The following is a 21,582-nucleotide window of genomic DNA, read 5'->3' as shown; positions in this document are numbered from 1 at the left end:
GCAGTCTTGCTGCGGTGCCCCCCTCTGCATCAGGAAATCTTCTCCGGGCCGGAGCGGACTTCATCCGGCATCCGGGAAGGGTCCTTCACCTGCCCGGTGCCTTCAATCACGTATTTGTAGGAGGTCAGCTCCCGCAGGGCCATCGGCCCCCGGGCATGAAACTTGTCCGTGCCGATGCCTATTTCCGCGCCGAATCCAAACTCTTCCCCGTCGCTGAACCTCGTGGAACAATTGTGGTACACGCACGCGCTGTCCACGCGGCTCATGAAATAATCGCGGGCCTTCCCGTCCTCCGTCACAATGGAATCGCTGTGGTGGGAACCGTAGCGATTGATATGCTCCACGGCCTCCCGGACGCCGTCTGCCACCTTCACGGACAGGATGAGGTCTTCATACTCCGTGGACCAGTCCTCCTCTGACGCGGGAACGGCTTCCGGCCCGAAAAACGGCATGCTCCGCCCACACACGCGGCACTCCACACCACGCTGGCGCATGCGCTCCGCCACCATCGGGAGGAACCGTTCCGCCACGGCAGCGTCCACCAGCAGGGTTTCTGCCGCGTTGCAGACTCCCGGCCGCTGGGTCTTGGCATCGTCCAAAATATTGAGGGCCATCTTCAAATCCGCGGCGGCGTCCACATACACATGGCAAATGCCGTCCAGATGCTTCAGCACCGGAACCCTGGCATACTCCATTACGGTGCGTATCAGCCCCTTCCCTCCCCTGGGAATAATCACGTTCAGGCAGGAATCCAGCTCGCACAACTGCTTCACCTCCTCCCGGCTACCCGAATCAAGAAGTTGGAGGGCGTCCGCCGGAACGGCAGACTCCGCAAGGGCTTTCCGCAGCACTGCCACAAGAACCCTGTTGGTCCGCAGAGACTCGCTGCCGCCGCGCAGAATAACGGCATTCCCGGATTTCAGGCACAGGGAGGCGGCATCACAGGTGACGGAGCCCCTGCTCTCGTAAATAAACCCGATGGCCCCCAGAGGAACGCGCACCTGGCGAATATGCAGTCCATTGGGGCGCGTCCATTCCCGGATGCACTCGCCCACCGGATCGGGAAGGGCCGCTACCTGCTCCATGCCGCGCGCCATATGTTCCACGCGCTCCGGAGTCAGCAGCAGCCTGTCCAGAAACGCGGCATTCCGCCCGTTCTTTCCCGCCTCTTCCATATCCAGGGAATTCTCCCGGATAATTCTCTCCGCGGCTCCCCGGACGCCTGCGGCCATCAGGAGCAGGGCAGCCGTCTTCTCCTGCGGACTCAGGGCTGCCATTTCACGGGAAGCGGCCACTGCCGCGCGTCCCAAGGCTTCAAGAGGATTCTCCATATTCATCACTTCATCCCTTCCTGGCAGGTGCAAAAAACGTTCCTGCGCCCTCCCTGCCGCCTTCCAACAGCAACCCGATGCGTTCCGGATGACGGCCATTCATCATGTAGGTGCCTACCCCGGCATTCACAGCTTCCCGAATGGCCTGGAGCTTGGCGCTCATGCCGCCCATGGAAAAACGGCCCCGGTCCTCCTCCGCAAACGCCAGAACGGCATCCACATCCTCCACCCTGTGGATGATGGCCTCCCGGCTTTCCCCCGGCGGATACAGGCCGTCCACGCTCGTCAGGATGAACAGGGCGTCCGCTTCCAGCATGCGGACAATGTGTACGGAAAGAATATCGTTGTCCCCGAACTTCAATTCCTCCACAGACACGGTGTCATTCTCGTTCACGATGGGAATAATCCCTCCGTGCTCAAACAGGCGCATCACCGTGGCCTGAACATGGTGGCGGCGGCTCTTTAAATCGTCCGCCGTCAGCAAAAGCTGGGCAACATCCACGTCAAAATGGTTGAAAAGATTCTCATACGTCTGCATCAGCCGCGTCTGCCCCACCGCGGCGCAGGCCTGCTTGAGGGACAGCTCCTGCGGATAGGACGGAAGCCCCAGTACGGAAACCCCCGCCCCGACCGCGCCGGAACTCACCAGCACCACCTGGTGGCCCTGCTGCATCAAATCCGCCAGGGCGCTCACCAAATGCACGATGGAAGAGCCGTCCAGCGTTCCGTTCTCACGGGTCAGCACGCCCGTTCCTACCTTCACTACGATCTTCATGCGTCTGCCGCCACTGTACACCAGACGGTCTTCCCGAGAAAAGAAGAAAAAAACTCCCCCCGGATCGTCTCTCCCTCCAAATGATACGCTGCGGCAAAAGAGGAAAACCGCGCCCCTTCTCCGCATCCGGACTCCAGGGAAGCGGCAGCATCCTTTCACCAGAACACGCAGGACAATTTAAAATAACTTTTAAGTAACAACGCCTTTTGAAAACGGACTTTCATTGACCCGTGACACATGCCGCTCCATAGTGACCATATGATCAGATTCGTCCTTCTTCTCCTGTGCCTGGGCATAGCCGGACTCTCCCCCGTCTTCGCGGAGGAGGGCACCGCCCCGTCAGGCCACGGCAAACAGGAAAGAGTTGACTCCCTGACCGTTGTCTGGAACGGCATGTACAGCCAGTTGGATAACGGCATTACACTATTCATGGGCCGGCATCGCGATGCCCCCGCCTTCCGGATGCGGCCCCAATTCCAGGAAGAAAGCTTTTATTGGAATTACCTGCCAGCCCGGTTTTTCCTGCTCCGTGGCAGGATCAGGACGGTCCCTGCGGAATGCAGGAAAATACCGGGTACACCCTCTTTCCGGTCATTTCGTTCCTCAGTGGAACGTGGAAGGCCGGCCGTTTTTATCCAAAGGGCACGGAACAGGAAATGTACGATGTCCTGAAGCCTGAAGAAGGGAAAAAGAAAAAATGCGTGAACATCTGCATTCCTCCACAAGCCTTCATGAGCTTTGTCCGGGACAGGTTCAGCCATCTGGCGGGGCTTACGCAGAGCAGAATCACGCTGGTCCCCTATCAACCGGAACCGCGGAAGGAAATGCACATCCAGCGTCCGGAACACCCCGTCAACATCCTCCCGGCATTGCCGGATCCGGCGCCCCAATACCAAAAACCGGGCGGAAGCTCCGCATCTGAGGAACTTCCGCCCGGAAAAGGCCAACCGACTACCCCTTGAACATGCCCAGGGCCCTGGCGACGCCCTCCCCGTACTCGGGATCGCACTCCATGCAGTGGTCAATATGGCGCTGCTTGATGAAATCCGGCGCATCACCCATGGCCCGCGCGGTATTGCCGTACAAAGCTTCCCTCTGTTCCGGCGTCATCAGGCGGAACAGGGCGCGCGGCTGGGAATAATAATCGTGGTCGTCTTCATGGAAATCCCAGTGCCAGGCCGCTCCGTCCAACTCAAGCGGCGGCTCCCGGAACTCCGGTTGCTGCTTCCACTCTCCGTAGCTGTTCGGTTCATAACCCAGCGTACCGCCTGCGTTGTCGTCCACACGCATCATGCCGTCACGGTGGTAGCTATGGAATGGGCACCGGGGTGCGTTCACGGGAATCTGGTTATGATTCACGCCCAGCCTGTAACGCTGCGCATCACCATAAGAAAACAGACGACCCTGAAGCATTTTGTCCGGAGAAAAGCCGATGCCGGGCACAATATTGGCCGGATTGAACGCCGCCTGTTCGATCTGGGCGAAATAATTGTCCGGATTCCTGTTGAGCTCCAGCACGCCCACTTCCATGAGCGGATAATCTCCATGCGGCCATACCTTGGTCAGGTCAAACGGATTGAAGGAACACGCCTTTGCCTGCTCCTGGGTCATGACCTGAATGTACATCGTCCAACGCGGGAAATCCCCCTTTTCAATGCTTTCATACAAATCGCGCTGGTGGCTTTCACGATCCTTCGCGACAATAGCCTCCGCCTCTTCATCCGTGAGGTTCCTGATGCCCTGCTGGGTCTTCAGGTGGAACTTCACCCAGAATCTCTCGTTATCCGCGTTCAACATGCTGAACGCATGGCTGCCGAAACCGTGCATGTGCCGGTAGGAAGCTGGAATGCCGCGGTCGCTCATAACCACGGTCACCTGGTGGAAAGCCTCCGGAAGGGAGGACCAGAAATCCCAGTTGTTCCGGGCGCTCCGCAAATTGGTGCGCGGATCGCGCTTGATGGCGTGGTTCAAGTCCGGAAACTTGAGCGGGTCCCTCAGGAAAAACACGGGCGTATTGTTTCCTACCAGGTCCCAGTTGCCCTCCTCCGTATAAAACTTGATGGCAAAACCGCGGATATCTCGTTCCGCATCCGCCGCGCCCCGTTCCCCCGCTACCGTGGAAAAGCGGACCAGGAGATCGGTCTTCTTGTCCACCTCTGAAAACAGGGCCGCCTTCGTGTACCGGGTGATATCATGCGTCACGGTAAAGGTGCCGAAAGCTCCGGAACCTTTGGCGTGCATGCGCCTCTCCGGAATCACCTCGCGGTCGAAATGGGCCAGCTTCTCCAGAAACCAGACGTCCTGCAGCAGCATGGGGCCGCGCGGACCGGCCGTTAAAACGTTCTGGTTGTCCGGAACAGGAGCTCCGGCTTCGGTAGTTAAATTTTTCGAATCACTCATGCAATATTTTTTATTTAGAATAATTAAAACAAATTTCCAAACCATGTCAATGACCGAATCCCCGGGAAACTGGAAAGAAAAAACCACAGTCCCCAATTTCCCTTTTTCCGGGCTGCCGGATCATCCGGAAACCCTTGCCGGAGACGCATTTTAGACTTTCCATGCAGGGCGGTTCTCGTCATATTGCCCTGGCATGAATCTTGACCTTCTCCAAAAAGCCGCCAACCAGGCGCGGGGCCTTGCCATGGATGCCGTTCACGACTGCGCATCCGGCCACCTGGGCCTTCCCCTGGGGTGCGCCGAAATCGGGGCCGTCCTGTTCGGTGATCTGCTCAACGTCTGCCCGTCCCAGCCCCGCTGGCTCAACCGCGACCGGTTCATTCTCTCCGCGGGCCACGGCTCCATGTTCCTTTACGGCTGGCTGCACCTGTCAGGATTCAACGTCGGCGTTGAGGACCTCAAAAACTTCCGTCACAAGGGCTCCATTACGCCCGGCCACCCGGAATTTCGGGATACCGAAGGCGTGGAATGCACCACGGGACCGCTCGGCCAGGGTATTGCGAACGCCGTCGGATTCGCCCTCTCCGCCAGGCGCGCCGCCGCGCGGTTCAACAAGCCCGGCATGGACATCTTCACCCAGAACATCTTCTGCCTGGCGGGAGACGGCTGCCTGCAGGAAGGGGTGGCCCGCGAAGCGCTCGCCCTGGCCGCCGTGCTGAAGCTGGACAACCTCATCCTCATCTATGACTCCAACGACATCACGCTGGATGCCCCCGCGGAACGCACCCAGCTTGCCGACCCGCGCGCGGTGTATGAAGCCCTGGGCTGGGAGGTGCGCCAAATTGACGGGCACGACTTGAAAGCCGTTGCGGAAGCGGTGGAAGCCGCCAAAGCGGCCAAAAATGGCAAACCCCAGCTCATCGTCGCCAAAACCGTCATCGGCAAGGGCATCCCCGGCATTGAAGGCACCACCAAGGGCCACGGCGAAGGCGGGGCCAGGCTTCTGGAAGAAGCGCATGCCAACTGGGGCATCCCCGCCGGGGAACGCTACTATGTTTCCGAAGACGTCCGCGCCTACTTCAACGACCTCAAGGCCCGGCGGGAAGCCGCCTTCTCCGCCTGGAACGCCATGTACCGGGAATGGCGCCAATCCTTCCCGGAACTTGCCGCGGAACTGGACGCCGGAATGGACGCCTGCGCCAGGGGCGTGGACCCCTCCGTTTCCGACAAGGACATCCCCGCCTTCTCCCCGGACTACAGCGACGCCACCCGTTCCTCCGGCTCCGTGGCCATCAACGCCATCGCGAAGGCCGACCCCTGGTTCCTGACTACCAGCGCGGACCTGTACAGCTCCAATAAAAACTACCTCAACGGCGGCGGAGACTTCTCCGCGGAAAATCCGGAAGGCCGCAACTTCTGGTTCGGCATCCGGGAACACGCCATGGCCTCCATCTGCAACGGCATCGCGTACGACGGCCTGTTCCGCGTGAGCGCCGCCACCTTCTGCGTATTCGTGGACTACATGCGCGCCGCTATCCGCGTGGCCGCCCTGAGCGGACTGCCCGTCACCTACATCCTGACGCACGACTCCGTGGCCGTGGGTGAAGACGGCCCCACCCACCAGCCGGTGGAAACCGTCTCCGGCCTGCGCGTGATCCCCAATCTGGACGTCATTCGCCCGGCGGATCCGGAAGAAACGGCCGGAGCCTGGATGGCCGCCCTGCAAAGGGCCGACGGCCCCACCGCCCTGATCCTTACCCGCCAGAAAGTGGCCACGTTAAACGACATCCCCGTGGAAACGCGCCGCCAGGGCGTGCTGAAAGGCGGCTACGTAGCCCGCCGGGAACAGGACAAGCTGGAAGCCGTCATCCTTGCGTCCGGTTCCGAACTGGAACTGGCCCTGAAGGCCGCGGAACGCCTCGGCAGCGGAATCCGCGTGGTCTCCATGCCCAGCTTCTTCCGCTTTGATGCCCAGCCTGCCGAATACCGGGAAAGCGTGTTGCCCCCCTCCTGCATGAAGAGGGTCTCCGTGGAAGCCGGCGTAACGGGACTGTGGTGGAAATACCTGGGCTGCCAGGGTGAAGCCGTGGGCATCAACCGCTTCGGCTTCTCCGCCCCGGGCAATCAGGTCCTGGACGAACTCGGCATGAACGTGGACAACGTCGTCAACGCCATTCAAAACGTGCTTGCCAGATAAGACGGACGGAATTGCTTCCGAATGCAATTGTCAAAGGCTGTCCTGCCGATGCAGGGCAGCCTTCTCTTCATCCATCCGGCCCATGCGAGCAAACAAGGCAGCCTCCCGCGCCATTCGCAACGGTTCCGTCTCGCCGCCCCGCTTTGAAAAGCTCCAGCCTTCCGTGGCCGGAACCGCAACGGAGAAACACTTTCACGGAAGGCGGAAATGCGCCGCATGAAAAGCCTTGTGCCGCTTACAGCTTGTGCCCGAAGGAATCGCCGGGCTTCAGGGACTTGATCAGCTCCACCAGCAGCTTGATGGTATCTTCCACATCGCTGAGGGCGGCGGTTTCCACCGGGGAATGCATGTAGCGCAGCGGCAGGGAAACCAGCGCGGACGCCACCCCGTTGCGGGAAACGTAAATGCTGTCCGTATCCGTGCCGGTGCGGCGGCCCGCGGCTTCATGCTGGAGATTGATCTTGTTCTTGTCCGCCACAATTTCCAGGCGGGCCACCAGGTTGGGATGGTTGGCGGTTCCGTGAATGACGGCGGGGCCCTTCCCCAGCTTGATATCCCCAAACTTCCCCTTGTCCAGGCCGGGAGAATCCGTAGCGTGCGTCACGTCTATGCAGATGGCGGCATCCGGCTGAATGCGGTAAGTGATCATCCCGGCGCCGATGCAGCCCACTTCCTCCTGGACGGCATTGACCAGCGCCACGTTCCAGGCCAGGGGCTTCTTCTGCTTGCACAGGCGTTTGGCTATCTCCGAAAGAACGAAGCCGCTGAGGCGGTTGTCCAGCGCGCGGCAAACCAGCTTGTTCTCATTCATCAGCATGGGGCCGTCGCAATAAACGCCCACGTGCCCCACGCGCAGCCCCAGGTCGGCCACCTCCTTGTCGGAGGAAGCGCCCACGTCAATGTAAATTTCCCAGATCTTGGGCTCCTTCTCCCCACCTTCGCGCAGGTGGATGGCCGTATTCCCCGTAATGCCCATCACTTCCCCCTGGCTGCCCAGGAAGCGCACGCGGCGCCCGCGCGCGATGGCCGTATCCGTTCCGCCCACGCGTTCCACGTACAGGAAGCCCTCCGGCGTAATGTGGCGGATCATGAAGCCGATCTCATCGGCATGGGCCTCAATCATCAGGGTGGGAGCGTTCTCCTTGTCCGCATGGAAGGTGGCCCACGTATTCCCGTAAGTGTCGCACTGGACATCCTCCGTGTACTTCCGCATCTCATCCGCCCAAATGCGCTGGGCGTCTATCTCAAAACCGGAAGGACTGGGAGTCTCCAGAAGTTCCGTTAAAAACTCAAGGCTGTCGTCGCTGATCTTCATATCCCCGTTTATAGCACCGTTCCGGATGCCGCTCAACCGGAAAGAAGGATGGATGCTGCATCTTCAGCAGGGGAATGTACACACAGAAAAGCCCGCATGCCGGGCAGGGCACGCGGGCTCTCATAAATGGGCAAAAATCAGGCCTGAAGCCCCCGGGAAATACCCTCCAGAACGTCAGCCTTCCCCATGATGTATCCGGTGTCCGGATCATGGTACTGCGTGGAATGCACGGAAATTCTGCCGCTTCCGTAAGGATCCGCCTCCTTCGCTATCGGAAGGCGCCCCACGAGGGAAGGAAAGCATGCTTCCGCCAGTTCAAAGGCAGTGACGGGTTCCGGAACCAGATTGACGGCAAAAAGGCCGCATTCCCATGCTTTTTCCACATCATTTACGATGCGGCGCATGGGGTAGAGCTGGTGGCGTTCCAGCAGGGCCACGTCCAGTTCGTCCTTTCCTTCCGGCGCATTTGCCAGCAGATCCGCCACGCTCATATCCGCACCCGTTCCGGTGACTTCCGGCAGGTACACGTTGAGCACGCGGCCGAATTTGAGGTTGACGTAATCCCTCAATTCCGCCAGGGCTGAGAGGAAGGCATCTTCAAACTCATGAACCAGCGGGGAATCTTCATTCCCCGTCTCCGGCTGAGTATCGATGCTGGTGACGTAAGTCAGGCGTTCGATTTTCACCTCGTGCAGAATGTCTATCAACTGCCGGACATGGGAAATGAATGCCTCCTCATTCCTTCGGATGGCACGGCGGCCTTCCCACAGGGACGGACAAATGAGAACAGCCTGGCCGAATTCCCGGCCGCGCAGGAGCGGCAGATTCGTTTCGTCAATCAGGTAGTCGAAATACCGTTTTGAGGTCCAGAAAGAACCTAGGGCGTTCGAGGAGCTGATGAATACCGTATCTGTCATGTTGAGGAGGAAGGGTGCTAGGTTGTTGCAGACTCCCGGAACTTATTTCAGGGCGTCAAAGGCGGATTTGAAAAGGAAATAACCCCAGCCCCAGTCTTCATGGGCCGCCCAGTCCTTGTCGTAATGGTGGCGGGGAAGCAGGAAGCGTTCCGGGTGGGGCATCAGGCCCATGGCGCGGCCGGTGGCGTCCTGGAGACCGGCAATGCTGCAGGCGCAGCCGTCGCGGTTGTCCGCATACTGCAGGGCCACATACCCGGCGGCCAGATACTTTTCCGCATCTCCGGGCCTGGTGACCAGGCGGCCTTCCGCGTGGGCGGAGGGCAATTCAAACTCGTCCGGAAGCCCCTGCAGGAACGGGGAATCCTTTGCCACCTTCACCAGCTTGGCCCACAGGCATTCAAAGCGTTCGCTCTTGTTGTCAATCAGGCTGGAGGAAGGAAGGATGCCGAGCTTGGTCAGAATCTGGAACCCGTTGCAGATGCCCAGGATAAGGCCCCCGCCGGCGTGGTGCCTGTGCAGGGCGTCTCCCAGGAAACGTTCCGTTTCCAGCTGCGCCAGGCGTCCGCTGGTAACGTAATCCCCGTAGCTGAAACCGCCGCTGATGACGACAAGCTGGGACTTGGCCACGTGTTCCGGCGCGGCGGTGGCGATGGGCTGGACCTGGGTGGAAAAGCCGACCGTGCGCAGGGCGCGTTCCGTTTCCACATCGCAGTTGGTGCCGGGGTATTTGAGTAAAAGTGCGTGAGGCATGTGAGTAAGTGTCAAATCGTTGTAGGTTGAATGCGGGACTGTTGAAATCAATAGTAGGGGGTGAGTCCGTCCTTCCAGAGTTTCTTGAGTCTGGCAAGTTCGCAGTCCAGAACCTTTTCCCCGCCGCAACAGGTGACTGCAAGGCGTTTTTCCGGAGTTGCGCGCCCGATGCAGGCACAGGGGAAGCCCTCCATGACCGCCTCAAAATCCGCGGCGAACTCGGGGTCCACCTCCACCAGGATGCGGCCCGTGCTTTCACTGAACAGGGGAATGGCCGGGGACTTCCAGCCGTTCACGGTAGGAACCTTCGTCAGGTCAAGCTGGACGCCGCCCTTGCCGGAAAAGGCCATTTCAGCCGCCGTGACAGCCAGGCCGCCTTCGGAAACGTCGTGGGCGGAAAGAACCAGGCCGGAAGTCAGGGCATTGTAGTACGCCTTGTACAGCTCCATATTCTTCGCGCAGTCCGTCTGCGGCACCTTGCAGTCGTTCACGCCGTGCGTGCGTGCAAAGACGGAGCCGCCCATTTCATCTTCCGTATTGCCGATGAGGTACAGCAGGCTGTCGTCCCGGCGCATGGAGGAGCCGATGGCGTGGTCCGGGCTTTCCACCACGCCGAAACCGGAACAGAGGAACGTGACGGGCACGTTGATGGGGCCGTCTTCCGTCTCAAAATAATTGTAGAAGGAATCCTTGCCGGAAATGAACGGGGCGTTGTAGGCGTCCGCGGCCCTGGCGATGGCTTTTACGCACTCCACCAGGCGGCCGAGCTCCTCCGGATCTTCCGGATTGCCCATGCAGAAATTGTCCAGCAGGCCGATCTTGTCCGGGTTGGAGCCTACCAGGATAAGCTGGCGCACACACTCGTCCACGGTGCCGGTACCCATGGCGTAAGGATCCGTCTTGCCCCATTCCGGAAGAATGGCGCAGGCCATGGCCATGCACTTGTCCGAGCCGTCGATGTCCACCACGGAACCGTCCTGCGGTGCGTCCGCCGTGGCGCCCGCGAGGGGCTTCAGAATCGTGTTGCCCTGCACTTCATGGTCGTATTCCCGGATGATGGGTTCGCGGGAAACGATGGCGAAATCGCTCATGACGGTTTCCAGGGACTTGCCGAGGTCCTCGTCCGGCATCGGCTGCCCGGTGAGTCCCTGCCCGCTGGTGAACACGGAAGAAAGCTTCTTGACTGGGGCTTCATGCAGCTTGGAATTGTCCAGGCAGCACACCAGTTCCCCCTTGTGCCAGACCTTGAGGATGCCCGTATTGTCCGAATGGCCCAGGACGGTCAGCTCCGTCTGGAAAGTATCCGCCAGCTTCTGGAGTTCCGGCAGGTCTTTTTCCTCCACGGCCATCACCATGCGTTCCTGGGACTCGGAAAGGAAAATCTCCCAGGAAATCAGGCCCGGCTCCTTCAGGGGGGCGTTGTCCAGGAAAATCTCTCCGCCCGTGACGGAAAGCATTTCCCCGGCGGCGGAGGAAAAACCGCCCGCGCCGCAGTCCGTGATGAACACGATCAGGCCGCGTTCGCGCGCTTCCAGAATGAAATCCAGCGTCTTCTTCTCTTCAATCGGGTTGCCGATCTGCACGGCGGTGAAATCCTCCTCATGGGAGGCCTCATCCAGCGCGGCGGAAGAAAAGGTGGCACCCTTCAGGCCGTCGCGCCCAGTCCGGCCGCCGATGACGATCACCTTCAGGCCGGGGCGCATTTCCTTGAGGATGTCCCCGCGGGGAATGACGCCGGCGGTTCCGCAGAACACGAGCGGATTGTAAATGTAAGTGGGGTCGAACTGGATAGCCCCGTTCACCGTCGGAATGCCCATGCGGTTGCCGTAATCGCGCACGCCGCGCACCACGCCGCGCATGATGCCCAGCGGATGAATGACGTCCGGGGCGGTGATGGAGGCGGGGTCCGTGTCCGGAGCGCCGAAGCAGAACACATCCAGGGAGGCAATGGGCTTGGCCCCCTTCCCTGCGCCCAGAATGTCGCGGATGACGCCGCCCAGGCCGGTATTGGCCCCTGCATAGGGTTCAATGGCGGAGGGGTGGTTGTGCGTCTCCGCCTTCAGGCAGACGGCCAGCTTGTCATCCAGGGCGATGAAGCCGGCGTTGTCATCAAACGCGCTGAGCACGAAGCCCGGCTTGCGTTCCATGATCTTCTCGGAAGGCTTCTTGATGTAAGTCTTGAACAGGCTGTCCACGGTTTCCGGCGCGCCTCCGTTTACGCTGTGGCTGATGGAGGCGGAGAAAATGCGGTGCTTGCAGTGTTCCGACCAGGTCTGGGCAATCACTTCCAGTTCCACGTCGGTGGGGTCGCGGTCCACTTCGCGGAAAATCTGCTGGACGACTTCCATGTCCTCGCGGGACAGGGAAAGCTTCTGCTGCTTGCTGAGCTCGAGCAGCTCGTCGCTGCTCAGGTCTCTCACGGGAACGGTGCGGTAGGTTTTGGCGGACATATTGCTGGGAAAAAGTAGGCGTGAGGGAGAAAAATCAGGCGATGGTCCAGTTGTGGATGGCGGGATTGCAAACGTCCTTGGCGAAGCGTTTGGAAAGGCTCTCCCGGTCCCCCTGGCCGAAAACGTACACGCGCTGCGTGATCTTCAGCCCGTCCAGGGTAAAGCCCATATTCTTGCGGCCACGGTAATTCTGCAGGATGGCCTCCTTCTCCAGATCCAGGGCCCCGGCCTTCATGCCGTAGTCGATGGTGAAAAGGGCTCCCGTCAGAATGGGGGCGTCCTGCTCGCTGCATTCCTGGGCAATAGGGTCAACCAGCACGCTCAGGAGGTAGTCGCGGGCTTTCTGCTCGTCTCCGGTGATTTCCACCGTGTACACGCGGCTGCGGCGGAAGGTGAGGCCGGCATTCAGAGGGGTGTAAAGCAGGGCGTCTGCATTGGCTGCGGCCTGGAATCGGCTGATAACTTCAAAATGGAGGGTCATATGGCTCAGAAATGTGGTAAAATGAAAAATGGGGGCCGGCTGGCCGGCCGGCTCCCATGGGGAAAGGCTTGCGGATCAGGCCTTGTGCTGGAGGCGGGAAAGGACTTCCTCATACGCTTCCATCACATTGCCCAGGTCCTGGCGGAAGCGGTCCTTGTCCATCTTCTCGCCGGTCTTGATGTCCCACAGGCGGCAGGTGTCCGGGGAAATCTCGTCCGCCAGCACGATCTGGGAGGGATCTTCCGCCAGGCGGCCGAACTCAATCTTGTAATCCACCAGCGTCAGGCCTACCTGCTTGAAAAAGTCGATCAGCACGTCGTTCACGATCAGCGCCTGCTTCTTGAGGAAGGCGCACTCCTCTTCCGTGGCGGCGCCCAGTTCCCGGGCATAATCGTCATTGATGAAGGGGTCTCCCAGATCGTCGTCCTTGTAGGAAAACTCCACGATGGGCTTCTTGAAGGGGGTGCCTTCCTTGACACCCATGCGGCGGCTGAAGGAACCGGCGGCAATGTTGCGCACGATCACTTCCAGCGGAAGAATGGAAACCTTCTTGACGTCGATGTTGATGTCGTCCACGTCAGCGACCAGATGAGTCTTCACACCCTTTTCCTCAAGCATTCTGTAAATGAGCAGGGTGATGGCCTTGTTCAGCTTGCCCTTGTTCTCGAACTGGGCTTTCTTGGCGCCGTTTCCGGCAGTGGCGTCATCCTTGTACTCCATGCGGAGGACATTGGGAGTATCGGTCATATAAAGTCTTTTGGCCTTGCCTTCGTAGATAGGTTCCATGATACGTTTTACGCGGGGTTGAATGCGTGCGGGGATGTTACGCCAGACGGTACGCAGGGTCAAGCCGCAACTGGCTGAAGAACACCCCTCCGGCCCGGCCGGGAAAAGGCCGCGCAAAAATGCGGACGGGCGCAGCGGGAAGTCATTTGAAGAAAGTCATTTGAAAACAGCCTGCCGCAAGACAACTGCAGGGTGGAAAACCGGAAAACACGGAACTCCCGGGAATGAACGACAGGTACAGACGCGGAACCTTTCCCAATAAGGTTTGAAAACAGCTCATGAACCTATGAATCACCGGGGCGCCGCAACATGGCTTGACTATTCTTAATCATCTTGACGCGCTCTTTTCTTCTTGTTAGGAAGCCTATTGATGTTCAGGATATTTGCATGCGCCTGGCTGGTATTGGCGATTCCATTTTTCGGACTGGGGGAGGAACCCGAAGATGAAACCTATGTCGTCCTGCGGAGTCCCGCCCAGTATTTTGCAGCGGAATCTCATGATTCCTACTATTGGACAGTCCTGTTTCCGGACAATCCTTCATTTTCCTATGCGTGTATCTATCTTCCCTCGTTTAATCGCGAATTTGGTTTTTATCTGGAGGGAAACGATTTGATCTGGGCCAGGGCAGTCGGGCCCTCCAGTGTGCAAATGCTCTCCCAAACGCCCATTGTGGACTTGCAAAGCCAGGGAGCGGACCGCTGCGCCGTTCTGCTGATGTGCCTGCAATTTCCAATTCTGGGGAACATGCTGGAAGGGTGGGACGGCATGACAGGCGGAAGGGAGGAAGATATATTCAGCACCTCTTCCGAAAGGAAGGGCTTGCTTTCCAAATTGCCCCAATACGGGGAATGGCGCATGTTCGCGGCCCGATGGATGGAATCCATGATCAACCCGTTTCTCTACCGGCATCTGTACGTCAAAAGAGGGAAAATAACCTTGAATCCGGCCTTGGCAGATGCTTTGCGGAAAACCTGGGATGAGGCGGTTGAACGGAAAACTTTCGCCATGGACATGTACAGGCAGCTTTTAACCAGGCTTGACGGGGATTATTTCTATTTCCGCGGAGCTTCCGGTCCGGTAGGGGAAGACCTGTGTGAAGGAGAAGGAATGCTGAGGCCCGCGATGAGGGAGCTGGCTTTTGGAATCGTGGACATGGCCATGATGGAGGATTGGAATGCGGAAACGGAGCAATGGCTTATGAATCAATGCGCCAAAATCCGGTGCCATGCCTCGGATTTGGGAGAAGCCCCGCCCCCCATGGTTTCCGAATCCTGGGTGAAAGACTTCTATCGACGGCTTGATGATCAAATGGAAAAGGAACGTGCAGAAGAAAAAATACGGAAGGAGAAAGAGGCCTCTTTGAAAGAGCAGGCGAAAGAGGAAAAGGAAAAAGAACCGGAGGCCGATTCTCCTGCCCATCGTACGAAAGAAGAATATGTACGGGGATTCCGGGAGCGTTTTTTGAAGCCTCTGGACCGGAATCCGCTTTGGAGGGATTTATTCCCGAACGGAACTCAGGGAAAACCGGGAGCATGCTGGGTGGGAAGCAGGGGAATCAGCGGTCTTTACCTGGACGGAACACTCATGGGACGTGCGGAAACCCTGATCAATACCCCCCTGGACATTTATGACGAGTGGTTTTACAATCAAGTCCCGGAAAGGGCATTGTTCCCCTACGACGGCATTCGGGAGCCTGCAGGATATGGCGAACCCAGAGTAAGGCGGGAATGGATCTCCCTGGGAAGGGACTTGAGCCGTTTGCTGGAAGAAACGCTTACGGACATTGCCAAAGGGAAAATGGCCGGCGGAAAAGGAAACAACAACGAGGTGGAGGAAACGAACGGGATGTACTTCGCTCCCTTCTGCATCGTGCGCGGGGCTGACGGAACGGAAAGAATCATGTCTTCTGCCGATGCGGACTTGAAAACTGTAGTCGAATTGATGGAACTGTGGTACACGGCGGATCTCCTGTTCATCGACGAAGACTATCTGCAGGGGATTTTTGAGACGCGCGCCGTCCTGCAGGGAAAAACAGCCCGGGACAGAGCGGCTGAATGTCCCAGGGCAAGCGGCATCTGGAACAGTTGGAATAACCGTTTTCTGTGGAATTGATTCCGCACTGGCGCGCGTATTCAGCCGGTTCACTCTCTTCTGTGCATACACCGGGAATATTAGTCTTGATACCCGTAGGGGCTGGCGTATCATGTGCTTCAGTATGCACGCCGACTTGGAGAAATTGTTGTCTCTGGGGAGAATTACCCCTGCTCTCGCTGAAAAACTTGATTGTATCTCACCTGGCCATTACTGCTTCCACTCTACCTGGGGAGCCGGAAAAGTCATTTCCTGGAACCTGCCGGCCAAAAAGCTGGTCATTGATTTTGAAGAAAATCCGGAACATGAAATCGCGCTGGAGTTTGCTCCCCGCATTCTGGAATTCATCGGTGACGACCACTTCCTGGCCAAGCGCTATGAAGACCCGGAATTCCTGATCTCCCTGGCAGCAGACGATCCCGTGGAACTGGTGCGCCTGACGCTGAAGGGCTACGGCAATTCCCTCACCCCGGAAAAGCTGGAAGCCGCCCTGAAAGGCACCGTTATTGCGGAAGACAAATGGAAAAACTGGTGGGACAAGGTGCGCGCCATGCTGCGCACCAACGTGCAGTTCATGATGCCGACCCGCAAGGGGGAACGCATCACCCTGCGCACCAACACGCTTTCCCGCGCCCAAGCCGCCCTGGAAGATTACGGCAAGGCCGCCGACCTGAAAGCGAAAGTGCGCGTGCTGGATAGCGTCAAAATGGAAAACGTGGTCTCCGAACCGGATGCGGTGAATACCCTGATCCAGGCCGTAAACGCCGACGTATGCAACGGCGGCAGCCTGGCCCTCCAGCAGGTGCTGGAACTGGCCATTCTGCGGGACGACCTGATCGCCGCCGTCAAGAACGCGGAAGCGGCGGAAACTGCCTGCTCCCTTCGCTCCCTTGTGGAAACCGGCATTGAAGACGTGGAGCGCTTCGCGGAAGTGCTCAATTCCATGCCCGCGGTGCGCCAAAAGCGCGTGTATGCCGTGCTTCCGGAAATCTTTGGCGACTCATGGACGGAAAAGGCCTTGGAACTATTTGACGCCAGCGGAGCCCGCGCCGTGGGGGAAATCGCCAAATTCCTCATTGAACAGGGACAGGAAAAAACTTTCATCAAGCACTTGAAGCATTCCCTGCTGCGGCAGACCCTTCCCGCGGAATCCCTCATCTGGATTTGCCGCCAGCGCAATGATGCCTCCAAACCCCTCTTCGGCCTTCCGGTAGGCATTGCCATGCTCTCCCTGATTGAGCAGGACCACATGGATGGCGGCCCCAACCGCATGTTGCGTCTGAAAAACCTGTTCATGGAAGACAAAAACATGATTCAGGAAATGATCAGGAAGCAGGACGTGGCGGAAGTGCGCCAGTTCGCCAAAATGCTGTACAACACATCTGCCTTCTCCGAACAGGACCGCGGCGCACTGATGGCCCGTGTGATCAGCGTGTTCCCGGACCTTCACTCCATCGTACTGGATGCAATGGTGGACACCTCCGACAAACCGGAACCGATCTTCGTCTCCTGGGAAAGCCTGGAAGCGCGCAAGAAGGAACTGGAAGAACTGGTGAATGTGAAAATTCCGGAAAACCTGCACAACAAGAAAATTTCCCGTGCGGAAGGCGACCTTCGTGAAAACGGCGGCTACCAGGACGCCAAGGAAGTGGAAAAAGTCCTCAACCGCCGCCGCGCGGAGCTGGAACATGCGCTGTCCCTGGCCCGCGGCACGGACTTTACCGTAACGGACACCTCCAGGGCGGCCATGGGAACAAAAGTGACGCTCCAGCCACTCGGCGGCGGAGACCTCGTGATATACACCATTCTGGGAGCGTGGGACACAAACCCGGAAAAACACATCGTCTCCTACCTTTCCCAGGTTGGCAAGGAACTGACCGGCAAGAAAGTGGGCGATCAGGTTAAAATCGTTCCCATGGACGGCGACAAAAAGAAGGTGTTCACGATCACCGCCATTGAAGCCGCCTTTTAAGAACGGTCATTCGCCAATTTTCTCCTTCAATCCTCCATGTTTCATGGAGGATTTTTTGTGATATTTTGAATTATATATTGAAAATAAAAAAGTTGGGCTGAAGAAAAAAGTTGGCGCGAATTTGGAATCCGAAGTCAATCTACAATTTTAAGGGGAAGGCTATTGAATAGATTTCTGCCGCTTCTGCGAGCCTCGCAGGCGGGGGAGTGCATGTTTCCCGGCTTCCACAAATAGAGTTATTCCTGAAGCATGGAGAAGGGAAATCCCTCTTCCTTTTTTTATCACCGCGGTTTTCACAAGTGATGCTAATGACCTATTTCCAGAAGATTGTGCTTATCGGCAGAAGAAAATGATTTCGTTGCTTCACCAGGATATGGAATACTGGATCAGCCGGGAGAAACTGGATTGCCTCTCCAAAGAAAACCTGCCGGATTCCAAATTCGTTATAGGGATGTACAGCAAGTAGCTTATTTGTTGTTTTTCATTGATTATCCCCTGCATACTGTGAAGAAGACATTATTTATTTTGACTGCCATGGCTGCGGCAACTGCCGTTGCGGAAGCATCTACAGTCCTGATATCGTTCGGCATCAATTCAGGCAATGACACCTCCGTTGTGAACGGAACCTACCGCGGAGAAACCGGGCAAAAAGTAAATAAAATTTCAACAGGAAGCTCAAATTCCTACACTTCCGGAGCATTGTCAACCACCGGAGGGGAAACTACCGCCATCACCGTCACGACCGGCGGTGTTTGCTGTGGATCAGGTGGCGTGCTGACGGACGTTACCGCAAAAGAATCCGCCCTGGCGGGCCATGACAACAAGTTCTATGATGTCTTTGGCCAGGACATGTCCATAGGCAATCCCATGGGGGGCGTTGTCAACACTGCCGGTTCTGCCAATGGCAACTTCACCATGTCCCTGAACAATCTGTCCGCAGGTACCTACACGCTGACAATGCTGGTAGGCCGCGGAAACGATTACGGGGCAGGCAATACTTCTTCCTTCAGCCTCAGCGGCGATGGCATAGCCAACATTTCGGCCATTCTTGACGATTATTCCACTGGTTCCGGCGCCACGCTGAACGGCTCCACCGTCACAGCCAATACACATACCGGAGACTGGGTGCTGATGACTTACACGTTTGACGTGACGGCCGACAATACCCGGCTTGACATCCTCTCCGAGGGCGGTAGCGGCAGCATCAACACTCTGGCGCTAACCTCCGTTCCGGAACCGGCTACGGCATCCCTGAGCCTTCTGGGGCTTTCCGCCCTGCTTCTGCGCCGCCGCAGAAACTGACTCTGGTTCATCCCATTTTCCGAGAAACAAAAACTCCGTATCTCCTTATACGAGGTACGGAGTTTTCCGTTCGGGACAGAGAATGATACGGCGATTTTTCCGGAAAATCCCCACAGAAAAAATCGGCATAGCCTGCCGGAGACACCGTGTACCGGGAATGGTACCCTGCCTCTCTGCTTTAATATTATCCCCCACAGCCCTCTGCATGCAGGAAAAGGCGCCCCAATTCCAGCAACGGTACAGAACGATAAAACAAAACCGGAAACTCACGATACCCTGCCGCCTTCACGGAAAGGCGGAAAAACAATTCCCTCAATTTTTTGCGTCCCGCGGCCCCCTTTTTCATTGCGGTCCTGCTGCGTATTGACCATGATACGGGCTACCCGGCTCCCTCATGCAGAACCAACGCTTCCAGTACGAAAGAATTATCATCACGGGCGCATCGTCCGGATTCGGGAAGGCTTTTGCCCAGATGCTGGCCTCCTGCACCGGTGAACTGATTCTCATCGCCCGGAATGAAGAGGCGCTTCAACAACTTGCCGCCGGGCTGGAAGAAAAACATCCCGGACTGAACGCCGCCGCCCTTCCCTGCGACCTGGCGGACGAATCCGCCTTGGGCGACCTGGCTGGCCGCCTTCTGGAACTGCCTGCGGCAAAAACCCTTCTGATCAACAACGCCGGAGCAGGAGACTACGGAGAATTCTCGGAAGGCTCCTGGGACAGAATTCGCACCCTGCTGCGCCTGAACGTGGAAAGCCTCACGCGCCTGTGCCACGCCATGATACCGGGATTGAAAAAAAACGGCGGGGACATCATCAACATCAGCTCCCTGGCGGCTCTGCTCCCCATCCCGGACTTTGCCGTTTATGCGGCCACCAAGGCATACGTTTCCAGCCTGTCGGAAGCCCTGCGGTTGGAACTGAAGGAACACGGCATACGAGTCCTGGCCGTTTGTCCCGGCCCCGTCTCCACGGGATTCGGGAAAGCGGCGCGCCGCCCCGGCTTCACCGGCAACATGATGCCGGGCAGAAACGCCTTTGACACCCCCACGGAAACCGTCGTGAAAGACAGCCTGCACGCCCTGTCCCGCGGACGCGCCAGAGTCTTCCCCGGCGTGAAAATACGTTTGGCGGCCCTGCTGCTGAATGCGGCTCCCCTGGGGCTGATCCGCTTCTTCATGGGCAAACGCCCCCGGAAAGTCCAGCCGTCTCCAACCGAAACCCTCCCTCCCGCGCCATGAAACCCCACCGCCGCGGAATCACCCGCATCACCTGGTTCAAGCTTACGGTCTGCGCCTGCCTGGCCGCCATGGCGGCTTCCCTCTTCACGCCGTATCCGGCCCAGATTATCCGCGCCCTGAAAGGAGAGCCGGAACCGGCGACGGATGCCCCGGACGCCTACCCGCCCCACACTTCCCTGCCCCCGGAACAGCCGGACCAGACGCAAACGGCCGCCCCGGATACTGCCGGACGCCCCGGCACGGCCACGGAAGATGCGCGCCTGCTGTCTCCCTGGACGCCGGAGCGCACCATCGCCCTGCCCCCCGTGCAGTATCCGCCGTTTCCACCAGTTCTGCCCACCAGGCCGTCCACAGGAGCGCTCACGAACATTTACGAGCTGGCCCGTGGCCTGAACTTGAAAACCCAGGCCAACTTCCTGCCCGGCACGCTGGCTTCCAGCGACAAGGAAATCAAAAGCAATTACCAGATGACGCTCACCCTGAACGTCAAACAGCCCCAAGCCCTGACGAAAAAGGAAGATATCCTGAAGCTCAACCCCAAACTGGAGGCCATCCTCCCGGATCTGTCCACCCTGTTCAGTCACGCTCGCATCTCTCCCTACTACGGGCAGATCTACGCCCGCAAACAAACGGAAATCCGCAAAAACCTGGCCTCCCTGACCAAGCTGCTTGACCGCCACAACTTCTATGATACGGAAACCATCCTGGAAATAACCCACCCGGAAACCCGTAGAAAACTGCTGTGGCTTCAAAGTGAAATGGACGTCGTTTCCGACGGGTCGGACGGTGACCGGCTGTCCACCATGCCGGACAAAATCCTGAAAAGTTCCTTCTACCAGCCCAGCACCTCCTACCGCTGGAAAAAGCGCACGGACAAGCCCAATCCCCTGCTCAAGCCCTGGCAGCAGAGGCTGGCTGCCTACAAGGCAAGCCTGGCCAAGGCCCCCGCCGCGGAAAAAGCCGCCCTGCGCAGCAAAATAGACCATGCGGAACGGGTCATTGCGGAACTGAAAAGGTACAGCTTCCTGATCTCGGAATACGATCCCTTCATCGTAGTCCCTCTGGGCGTCGTCAACCAGTCTTCCCCGTTCTCCCCGCAATTCGGCGATTACGCCGTCGTCATTGTGGACGGCAAATTATACCCGGCCCTGGTGGGGGACGCCGGCCCCCGGTACAAGACGGGGGAAGGCTCCCTGCGCCTGAGCCGGGAAATCAACCCCAAATCCGGACCTTACAGCCGCCCCGTCTCCGATCTGGTGGTGAGCTACCTGATCTTCCCCGGCACCGCGGAGCCGGAAGCCGGGCCGCCCGACTATGAAAAACTCACGGCGAAATGCCGGGAACTGCTCAACGACATAGGCGGCATGGGAGACGCCTTCAAACTCCACCAGTGGGAAGACCTGCTTGCTCCCAAGCCGCCTCCCTCTTCTCCCTCTCCCTCCGCTTCCGACAAGGAACCGGAAACCACGGCAAAAGACGGAAAAACGGCTGCGGACAAACCGTCGGAAACTCCTTCTTCCACATCTTCCCCCACGCCTTCCTCCACATCCGCACCTGCGGCCCCCTGACGTGCA

At 58.4% G+C, this 21,582-nt stretch carries 16 protein-coding genes; 7 read left to right on the top strand and 9 right to left on the bottom strand.

Features of this window, described 5'->3' with window-relative positions:
• Positions 1–29 precede the first annotated feature (29 nt).
• Entirely contained in the window at positions 30–1,331 is a 1,302-nt protein-coding gene (locus V3C19_RS01785; RefSeq protein WP_295933079.1) for a glutamate-5-semialdehyde dehydrogenase, read from the bottom strand.
• 10 nt (positions 1,332–1,341) lie between these two features.
• Positions 1,342–2,106, bottom strand: a complete 765-nt coding sequence (gene proB, locus V3C19_RS01780; protein WP_130083563.1) for a glutamate 5-kinase — start codon at positions 2,104–2,106, stop codon at positions 1,342–1,344.
• Between the two features lie 557 nt (positions 2,107–2,663).
• Here proB and V3C19_RS01775 point away from each other — a divergent pair.
• Positions 2,664–3,068: a hypothetical protein gene (locus V3C19_RS01775; RefSeq protein ID WP_295933084.1), complete on the top strand. Its 405-nt coding sequence runs from the start codon at positions 2,664–2,666 to the stop codon at positions 3,066–3,068.
• Here V3C19_RS01775 and V3C19_RS01770 read toward each other — a convergent pair.
• Positions 3,058–4,506 carry a catalase gene (locus V3C19_RS01770; RefSeq protein WP_295933087.1) on the bottom strand — a complete coding sequence of 483 codons (1,449 nt, stop codon included), beginning with the start codon at positions 4,504–4,506 and terminating at the stop codon, positions 3,058–3,060. The genes V3C19_RS01775 and V3C19_RS01770 overlap by 11 nt on opposite strands.
• Before the next feature lie 193 nt (positions 4,507–4,699).
• Here V3C19_RS01770 and tkt point away from each other — a divergent pair, with 193 nt between their 5' ends.
• Positions 4,700–6,703: a transketolase gene (tkt, locus tag V3C19_RS01765; RefSeq protein WP_295933089.1), complete on the top strand. Its 2,004-nt coding sequence runs from the start codon at positions 4,700–4,702 to the stop codon at positions 6,701–6,703.
• Positions 6,704–6,938: 235 nt separating this feature from the next.
• Here tkt and V3C19_RS01760 read toward each other — a convergent pair whose 3' ends face one another.
• From V3C19_RS01760 to purC, 6 genes are all read right to left on the bottom strand, one after another.
• Positions 6,939–8,018, bottom strand: coding sequence for a M42 family metallopeptidase (locus V3C19_RS01760; RefSeq protein WP_215434082.1), 1,080 nt, complete (start codon positions 8,016–8,018; stop codon positions 6,939–6,941).
• A gap of 137 nt (positions 8,019–8,155) precedes the next feature.
• Complete coding sequence (locus tag V3C19_RS01755) at positions 8,156–8,935, bottom strand: hypothetical protein (RefSeq protein WP_295933099.1); 780 nt, start codon at positions 8,933–8,935, stop codon at positions 8,156–8,158.
• Positions 8,936–8,977: 42 nt separating this feature from the next.
• Positions 8,978–9,685 carry a phosphoribosylformylglycinamidine synthase subunit PurQ gene (locus V3C19_RS01750; RefSeq protein ID WP_130083569.1) on the bottom strand — a complete coding sequence of 236 codons (708 nt, stop codon included), beginning with the start codon at positions 9,683–9,685 and terminating at the stop codon, positions 8,978–8,980.
• A 47-nt stretch (positions 9,686–9,732) separates the two neighbouring features.
• The gene (gene purL, locus V3C19_RS01745) at positions 9,733–12,135 is read right to left on the bottom strand and encodes a phosphoribosylformylglycinamidine synthase subunit PurL (protein ID WP_295933102.1); all 2,403 of its coding nucleotides are present in this window, start codon (positions 12,133–12,135) and stop codon (positions 9,733–9,735) included.
• A 34-nt stretch (positions 12,136–12,169) separates the two neighbouring features.
• A complete protein-coding gene (locus V3C19_RS01740) occupies positions 12,170–12,616 on the bottom strand; it encodes a hypothetical protein (RefSeq protein WP_130083571.1) in 447 nt (148 codons plus the stop codon).
• Between the two features lie 75 nt (positions 12,617–12,691).
• On the bottom strand, positions 12,692–13,402 hold the full coding sequence (purC, locus tag V3C19_RS01735; protein ID WP_295875163.1) for a phosphoribosylaminoimidazolesuccinocarboxamide synthase: 711 nt from the start codon (positions 13,400–13,402) through the stop codon (positions 12,692–12,694).
• 370 nt (positions 13,403–13,772) lie between these two features.
• On the opposite strand from purC, the gene V3C19_RS01730 reads away from it, so the two are divergent.
• From V3C19_RS01730 to V3C19_RS01710, 5 genes are all read left to right on the top strand, one after another.
• Positions 13,773–15,515 (top strand): hypothetical protein, encoded by a 1,743-nt coding sequence (locus V3C19_RS01730; RefSeq protein ID WP_295933105.1) that lies wholly within the window; start codon positions 13,773–13,775, stop codon positions 15,513–15,515.
• A gap of 103 nt (positions 15,516–15,618) precedes the next feature.
• A complete protein-coding gene (locus V3C19_RS01725; protein WP_161981321.1) occupies positions 15,619–17,466 on the top strand; it encodes a GreA/GreB family elongation factor in 1,848 nt (615 codons plus the stop codon).
• Positions 17,467–18,000: 534 nt separating this feature from the next.
• Positions 18,001–18,768, top strand: coding sequence for a PEP-CTERM sorting domain-containing protein (locus V3C19_RS01720; protein ID WP_130083576.1), 768 nt, complete (start codon positions 18,001–18,003; stop codon positions 18,766–18,768).
• A gap of 394 nt (positions 18,769–19,162) precedes the next feature.
• Positions 19,163–20,008 (top strand): SDR family oxidoreductase, encoded by an 846-nt coding sequence (locus V3C19_RS01715; protein WP_295933112.1) that lies wholly within the window; start codon positions 19,163–19,165, stop codon positions 20,006–20,008.
• Entirely contained in the window at positions 20,005–21,576 is a 1,572-nt protein-coding gene (locus V3C19_RS01710) for a glycoside hydrolase family 75 protein (RefSeq protein WP_295933116.1), read from the top strand. Before V3C19_RS01715 ends, V3C19_RS01710 begins: the two co-directional genes overlap by 4 nt.
• The last annotated feature ends 6 nt before the right edge of the window (positions 21,577–21,582 follow it).

This window comes from Akkermansia sp. AE01SA01, assembly GCF_036417395.1.
Lineage (GTDB): Bacteria > Verrucomicrobiota > Verrucomicrobiia > Verrucomicrobiales > Akkermansiaceae > Akkermansia.
The sequence above is the reverse complement of the archived record's forward strand: the minus strand, read 5'-3'. Positions and strand labels throughout refer to the sequence as shown.